The 25,203-nt window shown below is 66.5% G+C and carries 25 protein-coding genes; 13 read left to right on the plus strand and 12 right to left on the minus strand.

The window, feature by feature from the left end:
* Window positions 1-117: 117 nt before the first annotated feature.
* Window positions 118-729: a hypothetical protein gene (locus AC3ANW_RS22100; RefSeq protein WP_488342970.1), complete on the plus strand. Its 612-nt coding sequence runs from the start codon at window positions 118-120 to the stop codon at window positions 727-729.
* Here AC3ANW_RS22100 and AC3ANW_RS22105 read toward each other — a convergent pair.
* Complete coding sequence (locus tag AC3ANW_RS22105; protein ID WP_488342971.1) at window positions 726-1,175, minus strand: bifunctional diaminohydroxyphosphoribosylaminopyrimidine deaminase/5-amino-6-(5-phosphoribosylamino)uracil reductase RibD; 450 nt, start codon at window positions 1,173-1,175, stop codon at window positions 726-728. The genes AC3ANW_RS22100 and AC3ANW_RS22105 overlap by 4 nt on opposite strands.
* An 82-nt stretch (window positions 1,176-1,257) precedes the next feature.
* Here AC3ANW_RS22105 and AC3ANW_RS22110 point away from each other — a divergent pair, with 82 nt between their 5' ends.
* The 3 genes from AC3ANW_RS22110 (at window position 1,258) to AC3ANW_RS22120 (ending at window position 2,925) form a co-directional block, all read left to right on the plus strand.
* Window positions 1,258-2,019 (plus strand): hypothetical protein, encoded by a 762-nt coding sequence (locus AC3ANW_RS22110; protein ID WP_488342972.1) that lies wholly within the window; start codon window positions 1,258-1,260, stop codon window positions 2,017-2,019.
* A 91-nt stretch (window positions 2,020-2,110) separates the two neighbouring features.
* Window positions 2,111-2,548 carry an OsmC family protein gene (locus AC3ANW_RS22115; protein ID WP_488342973.1) on the plus strand — a complete coding sequence of 146 codons (438 nt, stop codon included), beginning with the start codon at window positions 2,111-2,113 and terminating at the stop codon, window positions 2,546-2,548.
* 8 nt (window positions 2,549-2,556) lie between these two features.
* Complete coding sequence (locus AC3ANW_RS22120; protein ID WP_488342974.1) at window positions 2,557-2,925, plus strand: hypothetical protein; 369 nt, start codon at window positions 2,557-2,559, stop codon at window positions 2,923-2,925.
* Window positions 2,926-2,934: 9 nt separating this feature from the next.
* On the opposite strand, the gene AC3ANW_RS22125 is transcribed toward AC3ANW_RS22120, so the two are convergent.
* Window positions 2,935-6,537 carry an indolepyruvate ferredoxin oxidoreductase family protein gene (locus tag AC3ANW_RS22125; protein ID WP_488342975.1) on the minus strand — a complete coding sequence of 1,201 codons (3,603 nt, stop codon included), beginning with the start codon at window positions 6,535-6,537 and terminating at the stop codon, window positions 2,935-2,937.
* 148 nt (window positions 6,538-6,685) lie between these two features.
* Between AC3ANW_RS22125 and AC3ANW_RS22130 the strand changes: the two genes are divergently transcribed.
* Window positions 6,686-7,165, plus strand: coding sequence for an Lrp/AsnC family transcriptional regulator (locus AC3ANW_RS22130; protein WP_488342976.1), 480 nt, complete (start codon window positions 6,686-6,688; stop codon window positions 7,163-7,165).
* A 168-nt stretch (window positions 7,166-7,333) separates the two neighbouring features.
* Here AC3ANW_RS22130 and AC3ANW_RS22135 read toward each other — a convergent pair whose 3' ends face one another.
* The 9 genes from AC3ANW_RS22135 to AC3ANW_RS22175 all read right to left on the minus strand — a co-directional run bounded on the left by AC3ANW_RS22135 (window position 7,334) and on the right by AC3ANW_RS22175 (window position 16,234).
* Window positions 7,334-8,227, minus strand: coding sequence for a gamma-glutamyl-gamma-aminobutyrate hydrolase family protein (locus AC3ANW_RS22135; RefSeq protein WP_488342977.1), 894 nt, complete (start codon window positions 8,225-8,227; stop codon window positions 7,334-7,336).
* Window positions 8,228-8,259: 32 nt separating this feature from the next.
* Window positions 8,260-9,390 carry a catalase family protein gene (locus AC3ANW_RS22140; RefSeq protein ID WP_488342978.1) on the minus strand — a complete coding sequence of 377 codons (1,131 nt, stop codon included), beginning with the start codon at window positions 9,388-9,390 and terminating at the stop codon, window positions 8,260-8,262.
* Window positions 9,391-9,456: 66 nt separating this feature from the next.
* Window positions 9,457-10,395 carry a Csu type fimbrial protein gene (locus AC3ANW_RS22145; protein ID WP_488342979.1) on the minus strand — a complete coding sequence of 313 codons (939 nt, stop codon included), beginning with the start codon at window positions 10,393-10,395 and terminating at the stop codon, window positions 9,457-9,459.
* Window positions 10,392-12,728 (minus strand): fimbria/pilus outer membrane usher protein, encoded by a 2,337-nt coding sequence (locus AC3ANW_RS22150; protein ID WP_488342980.1) that lies wholly within the window; start codon window positions 12,726-12,728, stop codon window positions 10,392-10,394. Before AC3ANW_RS22150 ends, AC3ANW_RS22145 begins: the two co-directional genes overlap by 4 nt.
* A 31-nt stretch (window positions 12,729-12,759) precedes the next feature.
* Window positions 12,760-13,560, minus strand: a complete 801-nt coding sequence (locus AC3ANW_RS22155; protein WP_488342981.1) for a fimbrial biogenesis chaperone — start codon at window positions 13,558-13,560, stop codon at window positions 12,760-12,762.
* Window positions 13,554-14,102, minus strand: coding sequence for a spore coat protein U domain-containing protein (locus tag AC3ANW_RS22160; RefSeq protein WP_488342982.1), 549 nt, complete (start codon window positions 14,100-14,102; stop codon window positions 13,554-13,556). The genes AC3ANW_RS22155 and AC3ANW_RS22160 overlap by 7 nt, the downstream gene beginning before the upstream one ends.
* Window positions 14,103-14,105: 3 nt before the next feature.
* Entirely contained in the window at window positions 14,106-14,720 is a 615-nt protein-coding gene (locus AC3ANW_RS22165) for a spore coat protein U domain-containing protein (RefSeq protein ID WP_488342983.1), read from the minus strand.
* A 171-nt stretch (window positions 14,721-14,891) separates the two neighbouring features.
* Window positions 14,892-15,455 (minus strand): DNA-3-methyladenine glycosylase, encoded by a 564-nt coding sequence (locus AC3ANW_RS22170; RefSeq protein ID WP_488342984.1) that lies wholly within the window; start codon window positions 15,453-15,455, stop codon window positions 14,892-14,894.
* A gap of 23 nt (window positions 15,456-15,478) precedes the next feature.
* Entirely contained in the window at window positions 15,479-16,234 is a 756-nt protein-coding gene (locus AC3ANW_RS22175; protein WP_488342985.1) for an IclR family transcriptional regulator, read from the minus strand.
* Between the two features lie 110 nt (window positions 16,235-16,344).
* On the opposite strand from AC3ANW_RS22175, the gene AC3ANW_RS22180 reads away from it, so the two are divergent.
* From AC3ANW_RS22180 to AC3ANW_RS22195, 4 genes are read left to right on the plus strand one after another with little or no spacing between them, the layout of a single operon-like run.
* Window positions 16,345-17,319 (plus strand): Bug family tripartite tricarboxylate transporter substrate binding protein, encoded by a 975-nt coding sequence (locus AC3ANW_RS22180; RefSeq protein WP_488342986.1) that lies wholly within the window; start codon window positions 16,345-16,347, stop codon window positions 17,317-17,319.
* 4 nt (window positions 17,320-17,323) lie between these two features.
* Window positions 17,324-18,553 (plus strand): CaiB/BaiF CoA transferase family protein, encoded by a 1,230-nt coding sequence (locus tag AC3ANW_RS22185; protein ID WP_488342987.1) that lies wholly within the window; start codon window positions 17,324-17,326, stop codon window positions 18,551-18,553.
* 19 nt (window positions 18,554-18,572) lie between these two features.
* On the plus strand, window positions 18,573-19,430 hold the full coding sequence (locus AC3ANW_RS22190; RefSeq protein ID WP_488342988.1) for a citryl-CoA lyase: 858 nt from the start codon (window positions 18,573-18,575) through the stop codon (window positions 19,428-19,430).
* A 47-nt stretch (window positions 19,431-19,477) separates the two neighbouring features.
* Complete coding sequence (locus AC3ANW_RS22195) at window positions 19,478-20,086, plus strand: glutathione S-transferase family protein (protein ID WP_488342989.1); 609 nt, start codon at window positions 19,478-19,480, stop codon at window positions 20,084-20,086.
* 13 nt (window positions 20,087-20,099) lie between these two features.
* Here AC3ANW_RS22195 and argC read toward each other — a convergent pair whose 3' ends face one another.
* Window positions 20,100-21,035: an N-acetyl-gamma-glutamyl-phosphate reductase gene (gene argC, locus AC3ANW_RS22200; protein ID WP_488342990.1), complete on the minus strand. Its 936-nt coding sequence runs from the start codon at window positions 21,033-21,035 to the stop codon at window positions 20,100-20,102.
* A 239-nt stretch (window positions 21,036-21,274) separates the two neighbouring features.
* Here argC and sucC point away from each other — a divergent pair, with 239 nt between their 5' ends.
* From sucC to AC3ANW_RS22220, 4 genes are all read left to right on the plus strand, one after another.
* Entirely contained in the window at window positions 21,275-22,441 is a 1,167-nt protein-coding gene (gene sucC / locus AC3ANW_RS22205; protein WP_488342991.1) for an ADP-forming succinate--CoA ligase subunit beta, read from the plus strand.
* 12 nt (window positions 22,442-22,453) lie between these two features.
* Entirely contained in the window at window positions 22,454-23,347 is an 894-nt protein-coding gene (gene sucD, locus AC3ANW_RS22210; protein WP_488342992.1) for a succinate--CoA ligase subunit alpha, read from the plus strand.
* 180 nt (window positions 23,348-23,527) lie between these two features.
* Window positions 23,528-24,226, plus strand: coding sequence for a TerC family protein (locus AC3ANW_RS22215; RefSeq protein WP_488342993.1), 699 nt, complete (start codon window positions 23,528-23,530; stop codon window positions 24,224-24,226).
* Between the two features lie 138 nt (window positions 24,227-24,364).
* On the plus strand, window positions 24,365-25,153 hold the full coding sequence (locus AC3ANW_RS22220) for a Stp1/IreP family PP2C-type Ser/Thr phosphatase (RefSeq protein ID WP_488342994.1): 789 nt from the start codon (window positions 24,365-24,367) through the stop codon (window positions 25,151-25,153).
* The last annotated feature ends 50 nt before the right edge of the window (window positions 25,154-25,203 follow it).

A 25,203-nucleotide genomic window follows, 5' to 3' on the forward strand; every position in this document is an offset into this window, starting at 1 on the left:
ACTCGTCGCGGCAGACGGGATGAGCAGATGTTTTTCTTGAAATCGGGCGCTTCAATCGTCTGACATTAAGACAGAGCGAATTTCGCAGCAGCCAGCCAGGAGAATTTTCGGCTCGCCATGCAAGACCTCCACCGCTTCGGAAACCTCACCGCCATCGCCTGCATCTGCTGCGGGCTGTCGGTCATGTTCAGCGGGATCGTGGCCCGCCGCCTGGTGCCGCTGGCGGCATGGCGCCTGCTGGGCGACCCGGAGCGAAGCTCCGGCGGAGCGGCCGCCCGTTGTGCCTGCCTGATGCTCATGGGCCTGGCATATGGTTTCATCGACTCCTTCAATGCGTTGTTTTTCCTGTCGATGATGGTCGGTTGCACCTTGTGCCTGCCGTTTCTGCTGACCCGTTACCGCGAGATGCGGGCCGCCCATGTGTTGTTCCTGCCGCGTGGCCGGCGCTGGCTGCCGGTCGGCGGCGAGGCCGATCTCCACGACCAGCCGAAGGCCGAACTCCGGGCCGCCCGGCGGCGCCAGAAAGGGCTGTCGTTGCACGACTTCCTGCGCCAGTCGGGTCCCCGCATGCAGCGGCCGACCGCCTTCTGGCCGCGGACGGTGCTGGCAGCGCAGGTGCATGCGCTCGACACGCTGGTGGTGCTGATGATCGCCCTGGCCGCGACGGCCGTTTTCCTGATGCTGCTGGTGGCGCAGACCTTGGCGCAAACGCTCCGGCAGATGTCCTAGGCGCCGTTCGCCTTGAGCGCCAGGTGCGGTGCAAGGTCCCGCCGCGCCTCTTCTTCCAGCAAACCGACCGTCACATCCACGCCCGCATCACGCAGCACCGCGATGCCCTTGCCGTCGTTGCGCGGATCGGGGTCGAGCATCGCGACATGGACGTTCCGGATGCCGCGCTCGACCATCGTTTTTGCACAAGACGGCGTGCGGCCCTGGAACGAGCAGGGCTCCAGCGTGACGAACGCGATCACGTCGTCCAGCGGACCCTGCAGCTGCGCCATGGCGCCGGCTTCGGCATGCGGGTTGCCTGGCGGCTGTGTGAACCCCGACGCGACGATGACGCCGTCGCGCACCAGCACACAGCCGACCGGCGGATTGGGCAGGCAGGCCGGCAGCGCACGGCGGCCTTCGGCCAGTGCGGCCTGCATGAAACGGGTGGCGGTAGTGGCGTCCATGGCGGGCGAGCCTAACGCACCGGCGTTCATCTCCCGACGGGCCCCACGGTTTTGAAGGCTTGGCTAAGCTGCCCCGCTGAACATGCTCCAGCCATCCGAAATCATCCAGGCGACACCGCCGGTTCCTCCCACCATCGGCCGCCACCATGCCCGCCGCCTGCGCGATGTCTACCGTTCCGCCGGCTGGCCCAGCCAGGACCTGGTCGAGGTCGAACTGCTCACCGCCGGCCTGCTGCAGCAGGTGCATGACGAACAGGGCCGGCTGTCGGTCCGGGTGACGCCCGACGGACTGGTGTGGATGACCAAGGCGCTGGCCCGCAACCGCGCCGCTTTCTCGGCCCATGAACTACTGGAAGAACAAGTCGCACGCAGCATGCAACGGGCCGGGCGTATCGTCTGGCGCGGTTTGTCGCTGCGGGCGAGGGTGACCGGCTGCGAGCCCGATCCCGATCACTGGTGCATCGCCAAGCCCGATGTCTTCTCGGTGCGAAACACCTCGGTCGAGGACTACCTCGCGCCAGTGGTCCACGAGATCAAGGTGCGGCGCTCCGACCTTCTTTCGGACCTGCGCAAACCTGCCAAACGCGCCGCCTATCTCGACCTCAGCAGCGAGTGCTGGTACGTGCTGGGCCGCGACGGCAAGGGCAAGGCCATCGGCACGGCGGACGAGATACCCCTCACCTGTGGTGTGATGGTGGCCGAAGGCGACCCCGCATCGCCCCGGCTCGAAGTGATACGGCCGGCGCCGCGCCGGGCCATGACCCTGCCCTTCGGTGTGTGGCTGGCGCTGGCCAAGGCCACGCCCCTGCCGGTGCTGGGCGGCGACGACCAGGGCATGTTGTAGGAAGCTCGCGGCCCGGCATCCGCGGTGCCGTCCGACGGGGACGCGACCTGCCGGGGAGCAAGCTGAGGAGCTATCTTCAAAGGAGCCCTGGATGATCGAAAAACTCGCTACCGTGCATTGGGAAGGTGCTGGCAAGGCCGGCAAGGGCGCCGTCAGCACCGAGTCGCCTGCGTTGAAGAATCAAGCTTACGGTTTCACCACCCGCTTCGAGGGCGGCACCCAGGGAACGAACCCGGAAGAGCTGCTGGCAGCGGCGCATTCCGCCTGTTTCACCATGGCCTTTGCATTCGCTGCCGAGAAAGCCGGTTTTCCGACGAAGGAAGTCGATACCCAAGCCAAGGTCCGCCTGGCGAAAGACGGCGACGGTTTCAAGATCGACCGCATTGCACTGACGCTGGAAGCCGTGGTGCCCAACCTGGACGAGGCCAGGTTTCAGGAACTGGCACAAGGAGCCAAGGCAGGTTGCCCGTTGTCGAAGGCGTTGGCGTCGGTCCCCGAGATCACCCTTACGGCAACACTGAAGACCTGAGGTTCACTATGAAAACGAATTCCCTGATCCGATCGGCCGCCGTGTTTGTGGCCGGCTCATTCATCGGCCTGGCCGCCTTTGCCGCGGACGGCGGCGGCTGCAATGCCAACGAAGCCAGGAACGACCCTGCCGCCTGCAAACGCGAATCCGGCGCAGCCAGCGCAGAGGCCAGAAAAGGCAACCTGACGGCGCCCGGCCCGGCGGCTGCCAGCAATGCATCGGATCGTTGCCGCGCCCTCAGCGGGGGTGAGAAGACCGATTGCCTGAGCCGCACCAGTGGCGGCGGTACCAGCAGCACGACCACGACCAGCGGCAGTGTCGAAGGCGGCGGTCAGATCCGCGAAACCACCACCACGGTGGTCCCGCCGAAGCCCTGATCTGCCGCCCTACGCAGCTCGCTGGTCGGGCTGCGGGGCGCGCCATCGGGTCAGGAGTTCGGCACCCCGCTGGCGGGCAGCGGCCAGGTTGCGGTCCTTCACATGGCCGTAACCCTTGATGGTTTCCGGCAAGCGGGCGATTTCCAGCGCGAGTGCGGTGTCGTGGCCTTTCGCGAGACCGGCCAACAATTCTTCCACCGTCTCGAGATACTCGACGACGAGCGCGCGTTCGGTGCGGCGTTCGTGGGTGTGGCCGAACGGGTCCATGACCGAACCGCGCAGGAACCTGAAGTGCGCCAGCAACCGGAAAGCCGGCAGCATCCAGGGTCCGAAACGCTGCTTCACCGGCTGGCCCTGCGCATTTTTCTTGCCGAGGATGGGAGGTGCGAGGTGGTAGTGCAATTTCACTTCGCCATCGAACATGCCATGCACCTTGGCCAGGAAAGTAGTGTCGGCCTGCAGCCGGGCCACCTCGTATTCGTCCTTGTAGGCCATCAGTTTGAACAAGGACCTGGCGACCGCCTCAGCCAGCGGTGTGCGTTCGCCCTGCTGACGCTCGAAGTCCGCCACCCGCTCGACGACCCTGCGGTAACGCTCGGCATAAGCGGCGTTCTGGTAGGCCGTCAGGAACGCGACCCGACGCGACAGCATCGAACCCAGGTTCTCTCGCTGCTGGAAACTGATGACCTGTGCCGGTGCCACGGCGGCAGACACTGCGGCAGGCCGGTGCGCTGCCTGGCGTCCCCACAGGAAGGCGACCTTGTTGGCTTCGATCGCCACACCGTTCAACTCGATCGCCCGCATCAGTGCGGCGTGGCCGAGCGGAATCCAGCCGCGTTGCCAGGCGTAACCCAGCAACATCGGGTTGACGTAGATGCTGTCGCCCATCAGCCTGGTCGCGCTGCTGTCGGCATCGAAGACGCCCAGCGCAGACGCTCCGACAAGCTCCCCGACCTGCGATGCGCAGGCATCGGCCGGGTTTTGCCAGTCGGCCTGGTGGACGAAGGCGGCGGTGGGCGCGCCATGGGTGTTCAGGGCCACCCGGGTGCGGCCGAGGCGCATGCGTTCGGTGGTTTCCTTCTGCACCGCGACGAGCGGGTCGCACGCCAGGACCAGGTCGGCGGCGGCAGCACCCACGCGGGTGGTCAGGATGTCGTCCTGGTGCGCGGCCAGCAACACATGGCTCCAGGTCGCGCCGCCCTTCTGGGCCAGGCCGGCAGCGTCCTGCGTGACGATGCCCTTGCCTTCCAGATGCGCCGCCACGCCCAGCAGCTGGCCGATGGTGATGACCCCGGTGCCACCTACGCCGGCCACCAAGATGCCCCAGGGCTGGCCCGATCTGTCGGAAAGCAGGGGTAAAGAGGGCTCGGGCAATTCACCCAGGTCGGTTGGCGCCGGGCCCTGGCCTTTCGCCTTTTTCTTCAGGCTGCCGCCGGACACTTCCACGAAGCTCGGGCAGAAGCCCTTCAGGCAGCTGGTGTCCTTGTTGCAGCTGCTCTGGTTGATGGTGCGTTTGCGGCCGAACGGGGTTTCCAGCGGCTCGACCGACAGGCAGTTGCTCTGCACTCCGCAGTCGCCGCAGCCTTCGCACACCAGGTCGTTGATGACGATGCGTGTGGCCGGGTCGGCCAGCGTGCCCCTTTTGCGACGACGGCGTTTTTCGGTGGCGCAGGTCTGGTCGTAGACCAGGATCGTGGTGCCCTCGATCTCGCGCAGTTCGCGCTGGGTGGCGTCCAACTGGTCACGGTGCCGCACCTCCGGATCGCCGGCGATCTTCATGCCCTGGTACTTGCCCGGTTCGTCGGTGACGATGACCAGTTTCTTCACGCCTTCGGCCTGCAGGCTTTGGCAGATCTGCAGCACGCTGTGGCCTTCCGGCCGTTCGCCGACCTGCTGGCCGCCGGTCATCGCGACCGCATCGTTGTATAGGATCTTGTAGGTGATGTTGACGCCCGCTGCGATGGCCTGGCGGATGGCCATCAGCCCGCTATGGAAGTAGGTGCCGTCCCCCAGGTTGGCGAAAATGTGTTTTTCGTTGGTGAAGGGCTGCTGACCGACCCAGGGCACGCCTTCGCCGCCCATCTGGGTAAAACCCAGCGTCTCGCGGTCCATCCAGGTGGCCATGTAGTGGCAGCCGATGCCGCCCATGGCGCGGGAGCCGTCGGGCACCACGGTGCTGGTGTTGTGCGGGCAGCCGGAGCAGAACCAGGGCGTGCGTTCGGCGCCCGCCACGCCGCTGGCGAGCAAGGCCTTGGCAGCAGATTCCTTGGCGTCCAGCACAGCCAGCTGGCCGTGCACCCTGGCGGCGATGTCGCCGCCCGCCGCATCCAGCAGGCCCAGGCGGGCCAGCCGGCGCGCGATGGCGCGTGCGATGAGCGCCGGCGACAGGTCGGCATTGGCACGCAGCAAGGTACCGCTGCTGGGGTTGGGCATGCTCCATTCGCCGCCCGAAAAATCACCGGTCACCTCGTCGAACTTGCCCAGCACGTCGGGCCGTACATCGGGCCGCCAGTTGTAGAGTTCTTCCTTCAGCTGGTATTCGATGACCTGGCGTTTTTCTTCCACCACCAGGATCTCCTGCAGGCCTGTGGCGAAGGCCCGGGTGAGCTGCGCTTCCAGCGGCCACACGACTCCGACCTTGTGCAACCGAATACCGACCTTGCGGCAGGTTTCGTCATCCAGGCCCAGGTCGATCAGCGCCTGGCGGGTGTCATTCCAGGCCTTGCCGCTGGCGATGATGCCGAGCCGGTCGTGCGGCCCTTCGACGGAGGTGTAGTTGAGCTTGTTGGCGCGGATATAGGCCAGTGCGGCATACCACTTGAAGTCCATCAGCCGGGCTTCCTGTTCCAGTGGCGGATCGGGCCAGCGCACATGCAGGCCGCCGGGCGGCATCTCGAAGTCGTCCGGGATGACGATCTTCACCCGGTCCGGATCGATGATGGCCGTGGCGCTGGATTCGACGATCTCCTGGATGGTCTTCAGCCCCGACCACACACCGGCAAAACGGCTCATGGCAAAGGCGTGCAGGCCGAGGTCCAGGATTTCCTGCACGTTGGCAGGGAAGAAAACCGGCAGCCCGCAGGCCTTGAAGATGTGATCGCTCTGGTGGGCGGCGGTGCTGCTCTTGCTGATGTGGTCGTCGCCGGCCACCGCGATGACACCGCCCAGCGGGCTGGTGCCAGCCATGTTGGCGTGCTTGAAGACGTCGGAACAGCGGTCCACACCCGGTCCCTTGCCGTACCAGAGGCCGAACACACCGTCGTATTTCTGCTGCTCGGGTTTGGCATAGGCCAGTGTCTGGGTGCCCCAGACGGCCGTGGCGGCCAGTTCTTCGTTCACCCCGGGCTGGAAGACGACATGCTGGGCTTCGAGGAATTTCTTGGCCTTCCACAAGGCCTGGTCATAACCGCCGAGCGGGGAGCCCCGGTAGCCGCTGACGAACCCCGCGGTGTTATGGCCGGCGAGCAGGTCGCGCTGCCTCTGAAGCATCGGCAGGCGGACCAGCGCCTGCACGCCGCTCATGAAGGCCCGGCCGTGGTCGAGGGCATATCGGTCGTCCAGGCTGGCCTCGGCCAGGGCGCGCCGGACGGATTCGGGCAGGGGGGCGTTCATCGGGATTTGTCTCCAGGTTTGCCGCTTCGCGATACGTGTCGCATGCGGTTCTATGGAATGAGTGTAGGAGTGCTTTCCCGATAGGTGTTTGCGTTCATTGCCCCAAAAATCGGAGTTGAAGAAAGATCCTTTCGCAGAAGGCCATGTCATGGAAACACTTGATCGATTCGACCTGTCCATCCTGCGCGAGCTGCAGGCCGACGCCCGGCTGACCAACGCCGAACTGGCGTTGCGTGTCGGCCTGTCGGCGGCGCCCTGCTGGCGGCGGGTGCGGGCGCTGGAGCAGGCGGGCTACATCCTGGGTTACCACGCCACGCTTAACCGGCAGAAGCTTGGCCTGGGTGTGATGGCCTTCGTACGGCTGGATGCAGAACGCAATTCGGCCGTGGCCATGCAGGCGCTCGAAGAGGCGGTACGGCAGCTGCCGGAAGTCATCAGCTGCCACTACATCAGCGGCACCGGTACCTTCGAGTTGCAGGTGGTGGCCGAAGACCTGGACAGCTTCTCGAAGTTCGCTCTGCAGAAGCTGGCCGGCATCCCGCTGGTGAAGGACCTGCACACCAGTTTTTCGCTGGGGGAAGTGAAGTCGGCGGGCGGGTTGCCGCTGGGGCACCTGGCGCCGCGTTGAGGGGCGCGCATTCAGTGGCGAATGAAAAATTGCCATCGCAGCCCCATTCCGCAAGGCCACAGGGTCAGCTTTATTTGCCACGGCGGACCTGAATCAGAGCGGTTTATCACGCACCCGGTTTCGTGATGAGCCATCGTTGATGGCTTGGCAAGATATTTGAACCCGCGCTCACCGCATCAGCAAGGCCTGCCGCAGCAGCCGTGTCGCACGGTCCCGGATGCGGCCCGGAATATGCCGTGCGGGCACTGGCGGCCGTTGCCGGCTGGCGGCGCAGGCCTGCAAAAAGTCGTCCAGGATGGCCGTGTCGTCGATGGTCGGGTTGTCGCCCTGGCGGTGGAATTCCGGATGCCATTGCGTCGCCGCGATGTAGCCCTTCTCCGGGCCGCCGGTGCGGCGGATGGCCTCCGGCACGCCGTCCGGACGGCTCCAGGCTTCCACCGTGAAACCGTGCGCCAGGCGTTTGATGCCCTGGTGGTGGATGCTGTTCACGCGCGACCGCTGCAAACCCGGGTACAGCTTCGACAGCCGGGTGCCCTGCACGATCTCGATGTCGTGGAAGTTCAGGTCGTAGGTGTCGGCATCGCGGTGGCGCAGCGCGCCTTCGTGCTGGGTCTCGATGTCCTGGTAGAGCGACCCGCCGAAGGCCACGTTGATCAGCTGCAAACCGCGGCACACGCCGAAGATCGGTTTGCCTGCCTGGGCAAAAGCTTCGACCACCGCCAGATCGTAGAGGTCGCGGATGCGGTCGCCGACCCAGGCTTCGCGCAGCGGTTCCTCGCCATAACTGCCGGGCCAGACGTCGGCGCCACCATGCATCACCACACCGTCCAGCCATTCGGCGTAGTGCGCCAGGGTGACGTCGCCGCGAGCGGTTTCACCGGTGGGGCAGGGAACCATCACCACCAGCGCGCCGGCCGACATCAGCCAGTGGGCGATGGACTGCTCGACGTATTGCAGGGTCTTGCCGGTGAACAGGGGACGCGCCGGATCGGCATGCTGAAAGCAGGCCGACAGGCCGATCTTCAAACGGGGCGCAGCGGCGGGGTGGGCTGAAGAAGGCATGGGCTCCAGCCTACCCCTTTGAGTGCCTGCGCTCAACCGCCCGCAACCTCCGGCAACACCTCGCGGCCGGCCGCTGGTTCGTGCATCGGGCAGCCGGTGACCGAACCGCGGAAGGCCGCCGAAGACGGATAGACGCCACGCCGCGCGCGCATCACGCCACCCAGCGGCTGGTGTTCGACGACACCGTGCCAGGGGCTGAACGCCAGGCCGTCGTCGATGGCCTGCGACCGCTCTTCACTCCAGCCGGTCTGGCGCGGAATGCGGATGCGGGCGACGGTGACATACGGGCTCAGTTCCTGCGGCCATTCGACCGAAGCATCCTCGATGGGCATCTTTTCCAGGTCGGTGTTGAGCTGTGCGCGCAGTTCCCATTCGGCATCGTCGTTCGCGGCGAAGAAGGCATTGACCGCGCCGCGCAGGCCGTCCGGATCGTCGGCCATTTCGTCCGGCAGCGGCTTGTCCTTCAGTGACAGCAGCGAAGCCGAGACCGGCGCCACCGACAGCTTGGCGATGTAGTTGCCATAACGCATCGGCACTTGGGTGAAAAACGTTTCTCCCAGCGGTTCGGTCTGCTTGTGGCCGCCCATCGAGATGATCTTGGGGCTTTCGATACCCACCGCGCCCAGCGCCGCGCCGGTTCCGCGCAGCAACACCGACAGTGCACGTTTGCCGCCTTCGGCCTTGTCGGTGGTGGACGCCAGCAGTTTCAGGCTGCGGAGAAAGTGCTTGGCGTCGGGTGCGTTAAAGACCGGACCGTCGACCATCAAAAAGTCCTGCGTGGTGTCGCCTTCCGATCCGGGCAGGCGTTCGCCGTGCACACCCATGATCTTCAGCGACAGCCCGCGCGGCAGCGAAACCCGGTCGTCCAGTTCTTCGGCCGGAGGTGTGGAGAACCGCGCGACCAGGTCGTACCGGCCGGGTGTCGCGAACAGGCCCTGGGCCAGTGCAGGCGGCAGGCCGGGCAAGACCTCCAGGGTTCCGCGCAGCAGGCCGAAGCTCTTGGCGTGCACGCTGCGCAGGCCCTTGCCGGTGTGTTCGGCCATGGTTTTCGACATCGACAGCAAGGTCTCGCGCAGGTCGGTGATGACTTGGGCCTCGTCGTCCGAGATCTGTTCGACCTGGGGCGAATAAGGGACGGGCGTGGGGGTGTCGTAGGTATTCATCCACTGGCTTCTACCGCCCGCATGCGCGTCGCTTTGTAGGTGATTTTCGCGGGCGGGCGCAGGTTTTCAGAAGCCGATGTCGACCGTCAGGCTGTCTTCATAAGACCCGGCCGGAGGCGCTGGCTGGTCGGCATAGATGCGCGCGGTATAGGGCAGCAGCTGGCTGTTCAGGCCGTCGGCGGCGGCGGGGCCGGAGAGACGATCGGCGCCGGTGTCGCGCCAGACGGTGTTGCCCGGTTTGAAGATGTCGTATTGCAGGCGAGCCAGGCCCGACGCCATCTGACGCCGGCCGCCCGGAACCGCGTGGCCGCCGGGTGAGATGCCCACGGTGTAGACCAGTCCCTTGGTACACAGCAGGCCGATGTTCTGGCTCACGGCCGGGAACATGGCGGGCAGCGGCGCGCCGCCGAACTGCACCGGCGGCGCGGTGATGGCGCAGTCGTTGGTGACGTTGAGGCTGAGTGTCAGCGTGCGGGTGATGTTGGTTTCAGAGCTGAGCGTGGCCAGGCACAGGCCGCCGATGGAAGCCAGGCCGCCTTCGCAGATGTTGAGATAGGTCCAGCGCACGGTGACGGTGTCCTGGTAGAGGCCGGCAGGCACGTTGGCGCTGGCGCCGGTGACGATGTTCACCGGCACACGCGAACCGCTGCTGGTGAACAGGGCCAGCACCGCGTTGCCGTTCACGCTGATGAGGGTCTGGCCGGCGCTGAACGGCTGCCCGGTGCCGTTGGTCAACGTGTACGGGATCCTGTCGGTGCCGTTTTTCAGGGAAAGATCGGTAACCGGACTGGTCAGCACCGCGGTGATGGACGGCTGCGGCCCGAGCAGCTGAAGGGGTACGCCGGCGCAGGTGAGCTGCAACTGGCCGCTGCCGGAGACGCCGGGGCCGTTGCGCACCGCGAAAGAGGACAGGTCGGGCAGCGTGCCGCCGGTCTCGCTGAAGCTGCAGGCGATGGCAGGCGAACCCAGGCACAGGACGGGCAGCAGGCCGAGCATTCGTTTCATGGCGAGGGGTCTCCTTCGACGCAGCGCAGGGTACGTTCGCCGGCGCGGTAACGGTCGGCCGTGAAGGTCACGTGGCAGACGCCGGCCGCCGGCCGCAGCACCACGGTGTTGAAGGGCAGCATCTGCGGCAGGTAGGCCACGCCGTCCCAGCCGACCACACTGTCGAGGCCGCTTTCCAGGTGGCGCAGGGCGGTGCCGGCACGCAGCGGGACGCCGTCTGCGTCGAGCAGGAACAGCGTGGCGGATTCAACGGTGCGCACCGGCATCTGCACCAGTGCGCCGGTGCCGCCGCGCACCGCCATCGACCGCACCGGGTCCTGCACGAGGGCGTCGGCAGGCAGGTCGAGGGTGTCGATGCTGTAGCGGCCTTCGAAATAGCCCGGCACCTGCGGCACCAGCAGGTAGCCGTCGGCGTCGGTGCGGCCGATGAGTTGCTGGTCGAAACGCACCGGCACGCCGGGCTGGCCGGTGAAGACCACCGCGAAAGCGTCCGCCACCCGGTTGGTGGCGAACATCCGGCCGTCCATCCAGCCGACCGAACCGCTGGCGCCGGCCCAGCGCGACAGGGCGTCGTCGCTGCCGTAGACGCCGCCCTGCACCAGCATCTCGCGGTTGCGGTATTGCACCGTGCCCTGGCGGTAGTCGGAATTGCCACCGCCGCCGCTCTGGCGGTTGCTTTCGCCCAGCGAACGCGAGATGTTCCAGCCGAATCCACCGTCGGTCGGAATGTTCTGCTGGTAAGCCGCCTGGGCCACCTGCGTGTCGCCGCTGCGCACCGCCGATGCGGTAGCGCTGGCGTTGCGGCCCAGGGTGTAGGTGAGCTGCAGCCGCACCTGGGTTTCCCGGTTTTCCAGGGTGCGGCCGGCGGTGATGGCGATGTAGGCCGATTCACCGACAGGCCGGGTGTAGCTGGCGAAGACCACACGGCTGCGGTCGTTGCCGCTGCCCGCGAGCGTGCCGCCCCGCAGGTCGACGAAACCGGCCGAAAAGGCACCGCGGCCGACTGGAACGGTGGCGTTGACCTGCCGCTGCTGGCGGTACAGCCGATAGCCGTCGGTGGCATAGGTGCTGGCATCGCCGTAACCGGGCTGGCGGTTGATCTGCTGCACCGCCACTCCGCCGCGCTGGCTGTTGTACTGCCAGCCGGCGCTGGTCTGCCAGCCGCTGCCGCCGCCCTGTGAACCGGGAGACGAACCCCGGCTGAGCGAGCCCGACAAGGTGCCGAGCAGCCCCGGCTGCCACACCGCGCCGAGACCGGCCACCATCAAGCCGCGCGCCGCCTGGCCCTGGGCTTCCAGCGTCAGCCCTTCGTTCCAGCCACGCCGCAAGACCGCGGCGGCCAGCGGCTGGCCGTAGTCGAAACTGCGCAGGCCGTAGTTGCGGCGCAGCGCGCCGAGCGAAACCGAATAGTCGGTCAGTCCCGGTTTCAACAGCGTGGTGCTGACATAGAACGGCAGGCTGGTGGCGATCTGCCGGCCCAGCGCGTCGGTGGTGACCACGGTGGCGTTGCCGGCGCCGGTCACGCCCGGCAACTGGTTGAAGGTGAACGGGCCGGGATCGACGTTGCGGCCGGCGGTGCGGAATCCGTTGACGAACAAGTCCACCGAAGATGGCACTGCGGCCTGGCCTGCGAACTGCGGCAGGGGGTAGGTCACCAGGTCGGGCCGGATGCCGAAGTTGCGTCCCCATTGCACGCCGCCCAGCCGCACCGCGCTGGTCCACGGTAGCGCGCCGGTCACCACGTCGCCGATGCTGCGTTCGCTGGCGTCGTCGGTGTCGGGCCGGGTCCATCGGGTGTCGTAGCGCAGCAGGCCGGGCCCGCTGACAGCGCCGCGCCGCAGCACCAGCGTGTTGCTCAGCACCCCGCCGGGGCTGAAGTAACGCTGTTCGCCGAAGGCCGATGTGTACGAGGTGCCGCGCTGGCTGCTGCTGTAGAGGTCGTAGTTGAGCAACAGGCCGGTGCCGCTGACGGCGTTGACCCGGGGGCGCACCGCAAGGCCGCCGATCTGTTGCTGCGGCAGCCATTCGGCCGGCACGCTGAGCAGCAGGCGCTGGTTCTGCGTGTCGTATTCGGTCTGCACACCGGGCAGCGAATCGACGGCCACGCGCCGGTCGGCGACCGCCTGGCGCAGCAGGTGCAGCCGTTGCAGCACGCTGGCGTCGATCTCGTAATGCGGACCGCGCTGGGTGACTTCGACCACTTCGCCGCTGGAGCGGCCGTTGACCACCAGTTCGAGGTAGAGCGGCGTCGGGCCGTCTAGCGCGGCCAGCTGCAGCGGCGGCGGCCCGCTGGCGGCGAGCAGGCGCGGCAGGCAGATGCACACCGCCAGCACCGGAAGCCTGTGCCGCCGGCCGGCCAATTTTTCAGTCCGCGGCACGAGGGATGTCGGCGGTCCGTCCGTTCAGTCCGGCGCGCAGCCTGGCGTTGGGGGGTAGCGGTTTCTCGATGGCGAACCGCATCGTGGCGCCGGCCATCACATAACCCAGCAAGCCGGGGTTGAGTATCTGCACCGACCCGTCGGCTGTGTTCCATTCGACGCCCGTCACCCTTGCATGGGCGTTGCCGGTGTTGCGTAGCACCAGCACCGGCTGGCCCCTTTCGAGCAGCAGGGCCCAGTCGAGTCGGGGTGCGAGGGCGTTGGAGCTGGCGTCGGTCGTGTCCGTGCCGCCTTCCCGGCTGCGGCCGGTGGGCGGCACCGCGCCTGCGCCGTAGACGAACAGGGGCACCGCGTAACGCAGCTGGAGTTTCACCGAAGCACCGGCGGCGTCGGGACCCGGGTCCTGCTCCGACGGTGCGGCCGTCGGCAGTTCGTCGATGAAGATGCGGAACGGCTGTTCGGTGCCGGGCGGCACCGGACGGGTGGCGATCAGCCGCACCAGTTGCCGGCCGCCGGGCGGCACGGTGGCGATGGGCGGGCTGGGCACCACGGCCTGCTGGGGCTGGAAGTCGTCCTCGCCGCGCGGCTGGCTCCACCCAAACACCCGTACCTGCAACGTGGCGGGCCGGGCGCCCTGGTTTTCCAGCCAGAGTGCGGCGGCCTGCTGGCCGGGGGCGATCACCGGGTCGATTGGCCAGATCAGCAAGGGTGTGCCGGCCTGCGCGGTCGACATGAGAACAGCCAGCACCGCTGCAGCTGCGTGACGCAGGAAACTTGTCTTCACCATTCGACGGTCACCTGCACGGTATCGGTGTAGAGCCCTGCCGGCAGGCCGGTGCCGGGCAGGAGGATGGACGCCTGAAGGGGCAGCGCCTGCGGCGTGGCACCGATCGCGATGCCGACCTCGACACCCGGCAGCACAGGTGGGTTGCCGGCCGTGGTGAGCGACACGTTATAGGGCACGAAGGCCGTGCCGTTGGACAGCCGCCGCTGCGTGCCGAAAGCATGCTGGCCGCCGTCGAGCGTCAGCCGCACGTTGGCGCCGGTGGTGCATTGCAGCTGGGCCGATGCGCCCAGCGCCATCGTCTGCGCGCCGGCCACCAGCGCAGAGGTGCCGGTGAAAACAATCTGGCCAAACACCACGCCGGTCACCTGCGCAGGTGCGGCACTGATCAGGCAGCCGTTCTGCACCATGGCGCCGACCAGGAAGTCGGCCTTGGTCGGGATGGTGGCGCCGTCGACCGTCTGCACGAATGCGGCCGATGAAGCCAGCGCGGCGAATGCAGCGATTGCCGGGAATGAGGGCCGCGTGCGGGTACGGATCGCCATCGCTCAGTAGTTGAGGGTGATGAGCAAGGTGTCGGAATAGGTGGCGGCCGGCAGCGCCGCGCCGCTGACCGATTTGTTGACGCGTGCGAACAGCGGCAGGCTGACGGCCAGGCCTGTCAGGGGAATCGCGAGACCGGTGACGGCGGTTCCGAGCGGGAAGGCGTTCAGGAAACCTGCATCCGAATAGATCTCATAGGGCAGGTAGGCGACGATTCCGTTGGCGCTCACGCCCCGCATCGCGCGGCTGCCGACGCCCACGGTGGCGCCTCCCTGGCCGGCGTGCTGGCCGGCGTTGACGGTGAGTGAAATGCCGGTCACATCCGGCGAACACAGCAGCTGGGTGATGCTGCCGCTGACGCCGCCCGATGGCGTGGCGTTCATCACACCGGTGAAAGTGGCCGGCCAGCTGCCGAAATCGAGCGTGCCCAGGTTGATGCCGGTGGTGGCGCCCGGTGCGCCGACCACCAGGCAGCTGGACGCCAGGGTGATGCTGGCAGTGAGCGTGCCGGTGAGCGTGGCCGCCTGGGCGCCCAGCACGGCTGTCGCCCCGAGGGCTGCCGCGGCAGCGCGCCGGATGGCCCGGCTGCGGGTGAATGGGCTGGCGCTCGTCTGGGTCATCTGTCTCTCCCGTCGCAGTGATGAGGTCACAAAACCGGTATCGACGGGGCAGATATGGTCGCGTGTCCAGCCGATGCCCCCTTTATGGCATCAATTCCACAGATTGGTAAGTCTTTGCGCGATCTGGGGGGGTGTTTCAGGGATATTCCTGAGGCCCCTCCAGTGGCTGGGTCAACGAAACGGGCGGCTGAGGAAAGGGGAGCCGGCTTCTCCGAAGCGCCAGGGCATCTCGACGGCGCGGCTGATGCCGATACGCGGACCGGTGGCCAGCACCACCGGATGTGCGTCGCGGGCAGGCAGCAGTTCGAACGGCGCCCGGTCGAGCGCCAGCCCGTCCAGCCGCCGGTCGATACCCAGCGCCTGGCCGAGCTTGCCGGGGCCGGAACACAGCTGGCGCAGGCCCTCCACGCCGCGCCGCTCACGCATGCGGTCGATTCCGTGGGTCGGCTCGATGGCTCGGATCAACACACCGGCGCCGTGGTCGGGTTCGCGGCACACCGTGTTCAGGCACCAGTGGATACCGTAGGAACGGTAGACATAGGCATGTCCCGGCAGGCCGAACATCGACCGGTTGCGGTCGGTGGGGCCGCCGAAGGTGTGCGACGCGGCGTCGGCCTGGTCATAGGCCTCGGTCTCGACGATGCGGCCTCCGACGCCGTCGACCAGCAGCGTGACGCCGATGAGCTGCGCCGCCACGGTCTCGGCCGGTTGCGAGAAGTCGATGCCTGCGATCACGGGTTTGCCGGTTTCGCGGGACTTCAGCTGGCCGTGGGCCAGCGGCCGCCCAGGTTGTTGGTGATGCCGCGAGCCGCCAGCTGCACGGGCAGTGCGTAGGCTCGATCCAGGCGCTCGGTCGGCATGGTCAGGGTGACGGCGCCTGCCAGGTTGCCGTCGGCACCGAACACCGGCGCGGCCAGGCCGGCCAGTTCGGGCACCCGGTCGCCGATCAGCACCACCACCTGTTCGCGGCGGATCTTCGCACCCAGCGTGCGGTCCCCGCCGTGGCCACCCGGACCGGCCTGGGCCGCGGCATAGGCCTGCAGGATGCGGCCGCCGGCACCGCGGTCCAGCGGCAGCAGGTCGCCGGGTTTCTGGTTGTCGCGCACCGGGCGGGGTGAATCGACCCGGTACAGGCACAGCCGCACAGGGCCGTGCGGTACGTAATAGGCCGCGCTTTCCTGGGTGGCGTCGACCAGCGCCTGCAGCGCCGGCATCACCGCCGACTCGAGCGAGAACGAGGCGGCGAAGACGCGGTGCAGCCTTTCGACCTCCGCACCCACCGTCCAGCGGCCGTCGGGCAGGCGCTGCGCCATGTGCGCATGCGCCAGCGACGCCAGCATGCGCAGCACCGTGCTCTTGCTGATACGCGTGCGGCCGGCCAGTTCGGCCAGGCTCAGCATCGGTTGCGATGCGGTAAAGCAGGTCAGCAACGAAAGCGCACGGTCCAGCGTGGCAATGCCGCCTTCGGCAGCGTTCTGGTCGGCAATGGCGGGGACGGCGGGGCGTTTCGGCATGAAGCGGTGGTGTGGCTTGGAAAGGTGGCGGGTTTGACATTCTGCGGGCGGATAAATAGCATAGATAAAATATCGTTCTATCTATACAAAATCGAGACTAAAACATGACCATGTCCCATTTGCCTGTCGTCACCCGCCGCGCGCTGGGTGCCATCCTGCTGCTGGCCGCCACCGCCGCCGGAGCGCAGTCCGCCTACCCGAGCCAGCCGGTGCGCCTGGTCGTGCCATTCCCGCCGGCCGGCGGCACCGACGTGCTGACGCGCCTGGTGATGGCCGAAGTCACGCAGGCCACGCAGTGGAACTTCATCATCGACAACCGGCCCGGTGCGGGCGGCAATATCGGCCTGGACATGGTCGCCAAGGCCAAGAACGACGGCTACACCGTGGGCACTGCCCAGACCGCGAACCTGGCCATCAACCCCAGCCTGTATTCGAAACTGCCGTTCGACACGCTGAAGGACTTCGCTCCGGTGGTGCTGCTGGCCTCGCAGCCGGTGGTGCTGGTGGTGCGGGCCGATTCGCCGCTGAAGACCGTCGCCGACCTGAAGGCGCGGGCAGCCAAACAGCCTTTGAACATGGCATCGCCCGGCACCGGCACCGTCGGCCACATCGCCGGTGAGATGTTCGCCCGCCGCGCCGGCATCCGGCTGACGCATGTGCCCTACAAGGGCGCCGGCCCGGCCATCACCGACCTGATCGGCGGCCAGACCGACCTGTACTTCGCCACGCCGCCGAGCGTGCTGCAGATGATCAAGGGCGGCAAGCTGCGGGCGCTGGCGGTGACGTCGGCCAAACGGATCCCGGCGCTGGCCGATGTGCCGACCATCGCCGAGTCGGGTTACGCCGGCTTCGTGGCCGAGGACTGGAAGGCGCTGGTGGCGCCGGTCGGCACACCCGACGCGGTCATCCAGCAACTCAACAAGGCGACCAACGCCGCGCTGCAACGCCCTGAACTGATCGCCCGCATGCAGGAAGAAGGCACGACGGTGCGCGGTGGAACCTCGGCCGAACTGGGCGCCTTCATCAAGACCGAACACGATCGTTGGGGCGCTGCGGTGAAGGCTTCCGGCGCTCGGGCAGACTGACAAGATGACCGAAACGCGCAACGAATCTCCCAGGCCCGGTCGTCCCCTGCACGGCGTGCGGGTGCTCGACCTGACCAATGTGCTGGCCGGCCCCTTTGCCTGCCATCAGCTGGCTCACCTGGGTGCCGACGTCATCAAGGTCGAAGCCCGGCAGGGCGGCGACCTGGCGCGCCAGCTGGGCGCCGACGCGGCATTGAACAAGTCCTTCATGGGCGCTTCGTTCCTGGCGCAGAACCCGGGCAAACGTTCCATCACGCTCGACCTGAAGCAGCCGCGCGGCAAGGAGATATTCCGCAAGTTGGTGGCCACCGCCGATGTGCTGGTCGAGAACTTCCGCCCCGGCGTGATGCAGCGCCTGGGCCTGGGCTACGAAGCCCTGCTGGAGCACCAGCCCCGGCTGATCTATTGCGCCATTTCGGGTTTCGGCCAGGACGGCCCGTTGCGCGACCTGCCGGCATACGACCAGATCATCCAGGGCATGTCGGGGATGATGAGCATCACCGGCGCGCCCGAGAACGCGCCCTACCGCGTCGGTTATCCGGTGGCCGACACCATCGGCGGGCTGACGGCGGCCATGGCGGTTTCAGCCGCGCTGGCCGACAGACAGCGCAGCGGCGGCAGTTTCATCGACGTGTCGATGCTCGAGGCCGCCATGGCGACCATGGGCTGGGCGGTGTCCAACCATCTGGTGGCCGGCCGTGAACCGAGACCGATGGGCAACGACAATGTCACCGCGAGCCCGTCCGGCACCTTTCGCACCGGCGGCGGCCTGATCAACATCGCCGCCAACAAGCAGGAACAGTTCGAGGCCGTCTGCCGGGTGGTCGGCCGTCCCGAATTGGCGACCGACCCGCGTTTTGCCGAACGCCAGGGCCGGCTGGCGCACCGGGCGGAACTCAAGGCTGAACTGGAAGCCGCCATGACCGGTCACGACGCCGACCACTGGTGGGCCGAATTCAATGCGGTCGGTGTGCCTGCCGGTCCCATCTACACGGTGCCGCAGGCGCTGGAACATCCGCAGATCGCCGACCGCGGGCTGGTCGCGCAGTTCGCGGACGTGCCCGGCGTCGGCCGCGACGTGCGGGTGATGCGCACCGGCTTCAAGCTGGACGGCCAGGCTCCGACCGTGGATTCGCCGCCGCCGATGCTGGGCCAGCACAACGACAGCCTGCTGGCCGAACTGGGTTACGGCGCCGACGAGATCGCCGCCTTCCGCACCGACAAGATCACCTGAGAAACATGCAGGCACCGACATGAGCAGCCACGACTTCATCCAGAAATCCGCCGACCGCGAAGCCGCCGAGAATTGGTGGGCGACCGACATCATCGACATGCAGCCCGGTGTCATCCGCTACCGCGGGTATCCGATACAGGACCTGATCTCCGGCGGCATCGGCCTGCCGCAGATGATCTGGCTGATGACCCGCGGTGAACTGCCCACGAAGGCCCAGGCACGGCTGCTGGACGCTGTGCTGATGTCGGCCGTCGACCACGGGCCGCAGGCGCCCAGCATCGCCATCGCCCGCATGGCCGCGACCTGCGGCGTCGGCCTGAACAACGCCATGGCCAGCGCCGTCAACGTGCTGGGCGACGTGCACGGCGGAGCCGGTGAGCAGGCCGTGGGCCTTTATCGCGACGCGGCGGCGCGCATCGATGCCGGCGCCGGCGAAACCGAGGCGGTCGAGGCGGCGCTGGACGCCTGCATCGCCGAACACGGCAAGTTCATTCCCGGTTTCGGCCATCGTTTCCATCCCGTCGATCCGCGTACCGCCCCGTTGCTGGCGCTGGTCGACGAGGCGGCGGCGCGGGGCGAGGTCTCGGGACGATTCGCCACCATCGGCCGGGCGGTGGAAGACGCCATCGCCCGACGCAAGGGCGGCCGGCGCATCCCCATGAACATCGACGGCGCCACCGCGGTGGTCTATGCCGAACTGGATTTTCCCGCCGAGCTGGCGCGCGGGCTGTTCTGCCTGTCGCGTTCGGTCGGCATCCTGGCCCATGCGTGGGAACAGACCCGGCAGGGCGGCCGCAACAAGGGACCGCTGCCGCGCTCGAACATCCCGGCCTATACCGGCCACCCGCCGCGTCCGGTTCCAGCACAGGCTGAGTGACGAAGGAGTAACCATAAGCGTGGTCTGTCACAAGGCACAATAAAACCATGCTCATTCTTCGCTCCTCGCCTCTCTCTCCTTTTGGTCGCAAGGTTCGTATCGCTGCGGATGTGGCGGGCCTGGCCGACCGGATCCTGGTCCAGGTCGCCGACACCAACAATCCGGTGGACACGCTGCGCGGCCAGAACCCGCTGGGCAAGATCCCGGCGCTGTTACTGGAAGACGGGGAAGCACTGTTCGATTCGCGGGTGATCGTGGAGTATTTCCACGCCATGTCGCCCGATGCCGGTCTGTTCCCCGAAGGTGCGCAGCGCTTTGCCGTGCTGCGCCAGCAGGCCCTGGCCGACGGACTGATGGATGCCTGCGTGCTGCAGGTCTACGAGGCGCGCTACCGGCCCGAAGAACATCGTGTGCAGAGCTGGCTGGACCATCAGCGCGGCAAGATGGAAAGAGCGCTTGCATTCGCCGCCGAGCGTTATGCGGCGATCCGTGGCGGACCGCCCGATGCCGGCGAGATTTCGCTGGCCTGTGCGCTGGGTTACCTGGACCTGCGTTTTGCCGGTGCCTGGCGCGAGCAATATCCGGCGTTGGCCGAATGGCTGGGTGTCTTCGAGGTCCGCACGCCGGCCTTTGCGTTTACCGCACCGACCGCGTGAGGCCGGCCGGGGCTCAAAGCCCGGTGATGAGTTTCAGGTTCTGGACGGCGGCGCCGCTGGCACCCTTGCCCAGGTTGTCCAGCTTGGCCACCACCACCGCATGGCGATGGTCGGTGTTGTGGAACACCCGGATTTCCAGGTTGTTGGTGTCGTTCAGCGATTCGGCTTCGAGCTTGCCGTCGGCGGTGATCGGCATCACCTTGACGAACTGCTCTTCGGTATTGCTGGCGGCGTAATGCGCGGCCAGGGCGTCGTGCAGGTCGGCAGCGCCCGGCTTGCCCGGCAGCAAATCGAGATGCAATGGCAGCTGCACCAGCATGCCCTGGCGGAAGTTGCCGACCGCCGGGATGAATACCGGGCGACGGGTCAGGCCGGTGTTGGCCATGATCTCGGGGATGTGTTTGTGCGACAGGCCCAGCGCATACAGCTCGAAGGGCGCGGCGGTGCCGGCTTCATAGGCTTCGATCATGCTGCGACCACCGCCGGAATAACCGCTGACCGACGGCAGCGAAAGCGGGTGGTCTGCGGGCAGCAGGCCGGCATCGATCAGCGGGCGTACCAGGGCGATGGCGCCGGTGGCGTAGCAACCCGGGTTGGCCACGCGGGTGGCGTTCTTGACGGCTTCCTTCTGGCCGGCGGACAGCTCCGGAAAACCATAGACCCAGCCCGGCGCGACGCGGTGGGCGGTCGAGGCGTCGATGATCTTCGGGCCTGGCTTGCCGGTTTCGGCGGCAAGGGCGTCGACCATGGCGACGGTTTCGCGGGCTGCGTCGTCGTGCAGGCAGAGGATGACCACGTCGGCCTGCGCCAGCAGTTCACGTTTGGCGGCGGGATCCTTGCGGCGGGCAGGGTCGATGCTCAGCAGGCCGATTTCCGGCATCTGTTGGAGGCGCTCGCGAATCTGCAGGCCGGTAGTACCTGCTTCGCCGTCGATGAAGATCTGGGGCATGGCTGAAAAGGTCGCAGAGGTCGCAACGGGCAAGTGGTTCAGAAATACAGCCTATTGCGACTAGATGAAGCCCTTGTGTCAAAGATGCAGGGCGGGGAAACCCCATGATACAGTCGGCGGCTGCCCGGATTGCCGTCGGGCCACAGGCCTCCGGGGCCATTCGAGCCGCCTCCATAGGGGGCCGATGTCGAGAACCGACGGCGCGATGCTCCCATCCCTTCTCCCCAGAGCGAGACCTCATGAAGATTCACGAGTACCAAGGCAAGGAAATCTTGCGCAAGTTCGGCGTGCCCGTCCCTAACGGCATCCCCGCCTTCAACGTGCAGGAAGCGGTCGAAGCCGCTGAAAAGCTCGGCGGCCCGGTCTGGGTCGTCAAGGCACAGATCCACGCAGGCGGCCGCGGCAAGGGCGGCGGCGTGAAAGTTGCCAAGACCATCGAAGACGTCAAGCGCATTTCCGGCGAGATCCTGGGCATGCAGCTGAAGACGCACCAGACCGGCCCCGAAGGCCAGAAGGTCCGCCGCCTCTACATCGAAGACGGCGCCGACATCAAGAACGAACTCTACGTTTCCATCGTCACCGACCGCGCCACGCAGAAGCTGGCGTTCATCGCTTCGAGCGAAGGCGGCATGGACATCGAGGAAGTGGCCCATTCCACCCCCGAAAAGATCATCACCGAGTTCATCGACCCCCTGACCGGACTGGGCGACGAACAAGCCAAGAAGATTGCGGACGCCATCGGCATCCCGGCCGGCTCCACCGCACAGGCCGTCGACATCTTCAAGAAGCTGTACACCTGCTACATGGAAACCGATGCTTCGCTGGTTGAAATCAACCCGCTGAACGTCGACAGCAAGGGCACCATCACCGCCCTGGACGCCAAGTTCAACTTCGACACCAACGCCCTGTTCCGCCTGCCGGAAATCGTCGCCCTGCGCGACCTGGACGAAGAAGACGCTGCCGAAATCGAAGCCAGCAAGTTCGATCTGGCCTACATCAGCCTCGACGGCAACATCGGCTGCCTGGTGAACGGTGCCGGCCTGGCCATGGCCACCATGGACACCATCAAGCTGTACGGCGCCGAGCCGGCCAACTTCCTGGACGTCGGCGGCGGCGCCACCCCGGAGAAGGTCACCGAAGCCTTCAAGATCATGCTGAAGAACCCCAAGGTCGAGGCCATCATGGTCAACATCTTCGGCGGCATCATGAAGTGCGACACCATCGCCACCGGCGTCATCACCGCCTGCAAGGCCGTGAACCTGTCGGTGCCCCTGGTCGTGCGCATGAAGGGCACGAACGAACAGCTCGGCAAGCAGATGCTGGCCGATTCCGGCCTGCCGATCATCAGCGCCGATTCGATGGCCGAAGCGGCCCAAAAAGTGGTTGCAGCCGTTCAGGCCAAGTAAGGAAACAGCGTCATGTCGATCTACATCAACAAAGACACCAAGGTCATCACCCAGGGCATCACCGGCAAGACCGGTCAGTTCCACACGGAAAAGTGCCAGGAATACGCGAACGGCAAGAACGCCTTCGTGGCGGGCGTGAACCCCAAGAAGGCCGGCGAGTCCATCTTCAACATCCCGATCTACGCATCGGTGAAGGAAGCCGCATCGCAGACCGGCGCGACCGTGTCGGTCATCTACGTGCCGCCGGCAGGTGCCGCAGCCGCCATCTGGGAAGCCGTCGAAGCCGACCTGGATCTGGCCATCTGCATCACCGAAGGCATCCCCGTCCGCGACATGCTGATGGTGCGCAACCGCATGAAGGCCAAGGAAGCCGCCGGCGGCAAGAAGACCCTGCTGCTGGGCCCCAACTGCCCCGGCCTGATCACGCCCGACGAGATCAAGATCGGCATCATGCCCGGTCACATCCACAAGAAGGGCCGTGTCGGCGTGGTTTCGCGTTCCGGCACCCTGACCTATGAAGCCGTTGCACAACTGACGGAACTGGGCATCGGCCAGTCGTCGGCTGTCGGCATCGGCGGCGACCCGATCAACGGCCTGAAGCACATCGACGTGATGAAGGCTTTCAACGACGATCCGGAAACCGACGCGGTCATCATGATCGGTGAAATCGGCGGACCCGACGAAGCCGAAGCCGCCCGCTGGTGCAAGGACAACATGAAGAAGCCGGTCGTCGGTTTCATCGCCGGTGTCACCGCCCCTCCGGGCAAACGCATGGGTCACGCCGGTGCGCTGATCTCCGGCGGTGAAGACACTGCCGATGCCAAGCTGGCGGTGATGGAAGAGTGCGGTTTCGTCATCACCCGCAACCCATCCGAAATGGGCCGCCTGCTGAAGGGTCTGCTCTGATCTGAGCAGGCCACTGCGGGAACCGTGGTGTATCTGACATGTGATACGCAAAACTACGCACTTCCCGCAGCGCTCGCGCCGGTAAACTGCCGTGCGCAAAAAAGCGCGCCGGAGATGTCGATATGCATCTCCGGCGCGCTTTTGCATTATTCGCATAATTTATATAACAGGAGCTAAACCGTGGACATGCTTAGTACGCCGGAATTCTGGATCGGCCTCATCAAGATCATCTGGATCAACATCATCCTGTCCGGCGACAACGCGGTGGTGATCGCACTGGCAGCCCGCTCGCTGCCCCCGGCCCAGCAGAAGAAAGCCATCATGTGGGGCTCCGGCGCCGCGGTGGTGCTGCGGATCGTGCTGACCGTGGTGGCCGCCTGGCTGCTCGAGCTCCCGTACCTGCAGATCATCGGCGGCGTGCTGCTGCTGTGGATCGGCTACCAGTTGCTGTCCGAGGGTGAGGAAGAAGAAGGCGAATCGAAGGAATACGGCACCCTGGGCGCCGCCATCCGCACCATCCTGCTGGCCGACCTGGTGATGAGCCTGGACAACGTGATCGCCGTGGCCGCTTCGGCCCAGGGCAACATGGTCTTGCTGGTTCTTGGTCTGGCCATCAGCATTCCGCTGGTGATCTTCGGCAGCACGCTGATGATCAAGCTGATGGAACGGTTCCCCATCATCGTGGTGCTGGGCGCTGCGCTGATCGGCTGGGTGGCCGGCGAGACCATCATGAGCGACGTGTCGCTGCGCGGCGTGCTGGCTGCCAACCCTTGGCTGCACTACGCCGCCGCGGTTGCCGGCGCGGTGCTGGTGGTGGTCGTGGGCAAGGCGGCTGCAGCCCGCGCCAATGCCAAGGCACACAAGGCGCACGGGGCCTGATCCGGCGCGTTCGTAGCTGAGGTTGAAGGCCCGCTGGGGTCGCATCCACGGATGCGGTCCCAGCGGGCTTTTTTGCGTTCGCAACCGACTAATTCGGTCGTTACGAACCATTTCGGGCGGCTACCATTGCCGGCTGCCATGCAATACCAATTCCATGCCCTGACCGATCCGGGGCGCGTCCGAACCAACAACGAAGATGTCGTGCTGCATGACGTGTCCGTCGGCCTCGCGGTCGTGGCGGATGGCATGGGTGGCTATCGTGCAGGCGAGGTTGCCAGCAGCATCGCCGCGGCCTACATGCAGGAGCATTTCGCCACCTGGCTGGCCATCAGCGGCGCAGACGCCAAGAGCCGCGCCATGCGGGGTGCCATGCGGCGTTATGTGCGCTCGGCCAACCAGTCCATCATGGCGGTCGCCGAGCAGCAGCCCGAATGCCAGGGCATGGGCACCACACTGGTGTTCGGTGTGTTCCAGCCGTCGCGGGTGATGATCGGCTCCATCGGCGATTCGCGTTGTTATCGGCTGCGCGGCAACCGCCTCGAGCGCATCAGCCACGACCATTCGGTTCTGCAGGAGCAGATCGACGCCGGCCTGATCGACGAAGGCGAGGCCTTGAATGCGCCCAATCGCAACCTCGTCACCCGGGCGCTGGGGTATCCCGAAAGCGGCGACCTCGACGTCTTCGAACTCGAGCCGGCTCCCGGCGATCTGTACCTGCTGTGTTCGGACGGCCTGACCGACATGATCCCCGACGCCCGCGTCGCCCAACTGCTGCTGGCCTCGACTTCACTGGAATCCCGGGCCGCATCACTGGTGCATGCCGCAAATCAAGCCGGGGGACGCGATAATGTGAGCGTATTGCTGGTTTCGTCGGAAGGCGCGCCGGTCATACGCAGCAGCCGATTTTTTCAATGGCGGCGCTCGTAGGGAATCGCAGGCGATGGTCGTCGGCGGTTGAAAAAATCAGGAGCAGGAGT

The sequence above is a fragment of the Xylophilus sp. PBN-3R genome (assembly GCF_057747805.1).

Bases quoted from the DNA above. Each gene is read 5' to 3' on its own strand.
- AC3ANW_RS22100 (WP_488342970.1), top strand. From the start codon at position 118: ATGCAAGACCTCCACCGCTTCGGAAACCTCACCGCCATCGCCTGCATC.
- AC3ANW_RS22105 (WP_488342971.1), bottom strand. From the start codon at position 1,175: ATGGACGCCACTACCGCCACCCGTTTCATGCAGGCCGCACTGGCCGAA.
- AC3ANW_RS22110 (WP_488342972.1), top strand. From the start codon at position 1,258: ATGCTCCAGCCATCCGAAATCATCCAGGCGACACCGCCGGTTCCTCCC.
- AC3ANW_RS22115 (WP_488342973.1), top strand. From the start codon at position 2,111: ATGATCGAAAAACTCGCTACCGTGCATTGGGAAGGTGCTGGCAAGGCC.
- AC3ANW_RS22120 (WP_488342974.1), top strand. From the start codon at position 2,557: ATGAAAACGAATTCCCTGATCCGATCGGCCGCCGTGTTTGTGGCCGGC.
- AC3ANW_RS22125 (WP_488342975.1), bottom strand. From the start codon at position 6,537: ATGAACGCCCCCCTGCCCGAATCCGTCCGGCGCGCCCTGGCCGAGGCC.
- AC3ANW_RS22130 (WP_488342976.1), top strand. From the start codon at position 6,686: ATGGAAACACTTGATCGATTCGACCTGTCCATCCTGCGCGAGCTGCAG.
- AC3ANW_RS22135 (WP_488342977.1), bottom strand. From the start codon at position 8,227: ATGCCTTCTTCAGCCCACCCCGCCGCTGCGCCCCGTTTGAAGATCGGC.
- AC3ANW_RS22140 (WP_488342978.1), bottom strand. From the start codon at position 9,390: ATGAATACCTACGACACCCCCACGCCCGTCCCTTATTCGCCCCAGGTC.
- AC3ANW_RS22145 (WP_488342979.1), bottom strand. From the start codon at position 10,395: ATGAAACGAATGCTCGGCCTGCTGCCCGTCCTGTGCCTGGGTTCGCCT.
- AC3ANW_RS22155 (WP_488342981.1), bottom strand. From the start codon at position 13,560: ATGGTGAAGACAAGTTTCCTGCGTCACGCAGCTGCAGCGGTGCTGGCT.
- AC3ANW_RS22160 (WP_488342982.1), bottom strand. From the start codon at position 14,102: ATGGCGATCCGTACCCGCACGCGGCCCTCATTCCCGGCAATCGCTGCA.
- AC3ANW_RS22165 (WP_488342983.1), bottom strand. From the start codon at position 14,720: ATGACCCAGACGAGCGCCAGCCCATTCACCCGCAGCCGGGCCATCCGG.
- AC3ANW_RS22175 (WP_488342985.1), bottom strand. From the start codon at position 16,234: ATGCCGAAACGCCCCGCCGTCCCCGCCATTGCCGACCAGAACGCTGCC.
- AC3ANW_RS22180 (WP_488342986.1), top strand. From the start codon at position 16,345: ATGTCCCATTTGCCTGTCGTCACCCGCCGCGCGCTGGGTGCCATCCTG.
- AC3ANW_RS22185 (WP_488342987.1), top strand. From the start codon at position 17,324: ATGACCGAAACGCGCAACGAATCTCCCAGGCCCGGTCGTCCCCTGCAC.
- AC3ANW_RS22190 (WP_488342988.1), top strand. From the start codon at position 18,573: ATGAGCAGCCACGACTTCATCCAGAAATCCGCCGACCGCGAAGCCGCC.
- AC3ANW_RS22195 (WP_488342989.1), top strand. From the start codon at position 19,478: ATGCTCATTCTTCGCTCCTCGCCTCTCTCTCCTTTTGGTCGCAAGGTT.
- argC (WP_488342990.1), bottom strand. From the start codon at position 21,035: ATGCCCCAGATCTTCATCGACGGCGAAGCAGGTACTACCGGCCTGCAG.
- sucC (WP_488342991.1), top strand. From the start codon at position 21,275: ATGAAGATTCACGAGTACCAAGGCAAGGAAATCTTGCGCAAGTTCGGC.
- sucD (WP_488342992.1), top strand. From the start codon at position 22,454: ATGTCGATCTACATCAACAAAGACACCAAGGTCATCACCCAGGGCATC.
- AC3ANW_RS22220 (WP_488342994.1), top strand. From the start codon at position 24,365: ATGCAATACCAATTCCATGCCCTGACCGATCCGGGGCGCGTCCGAACC.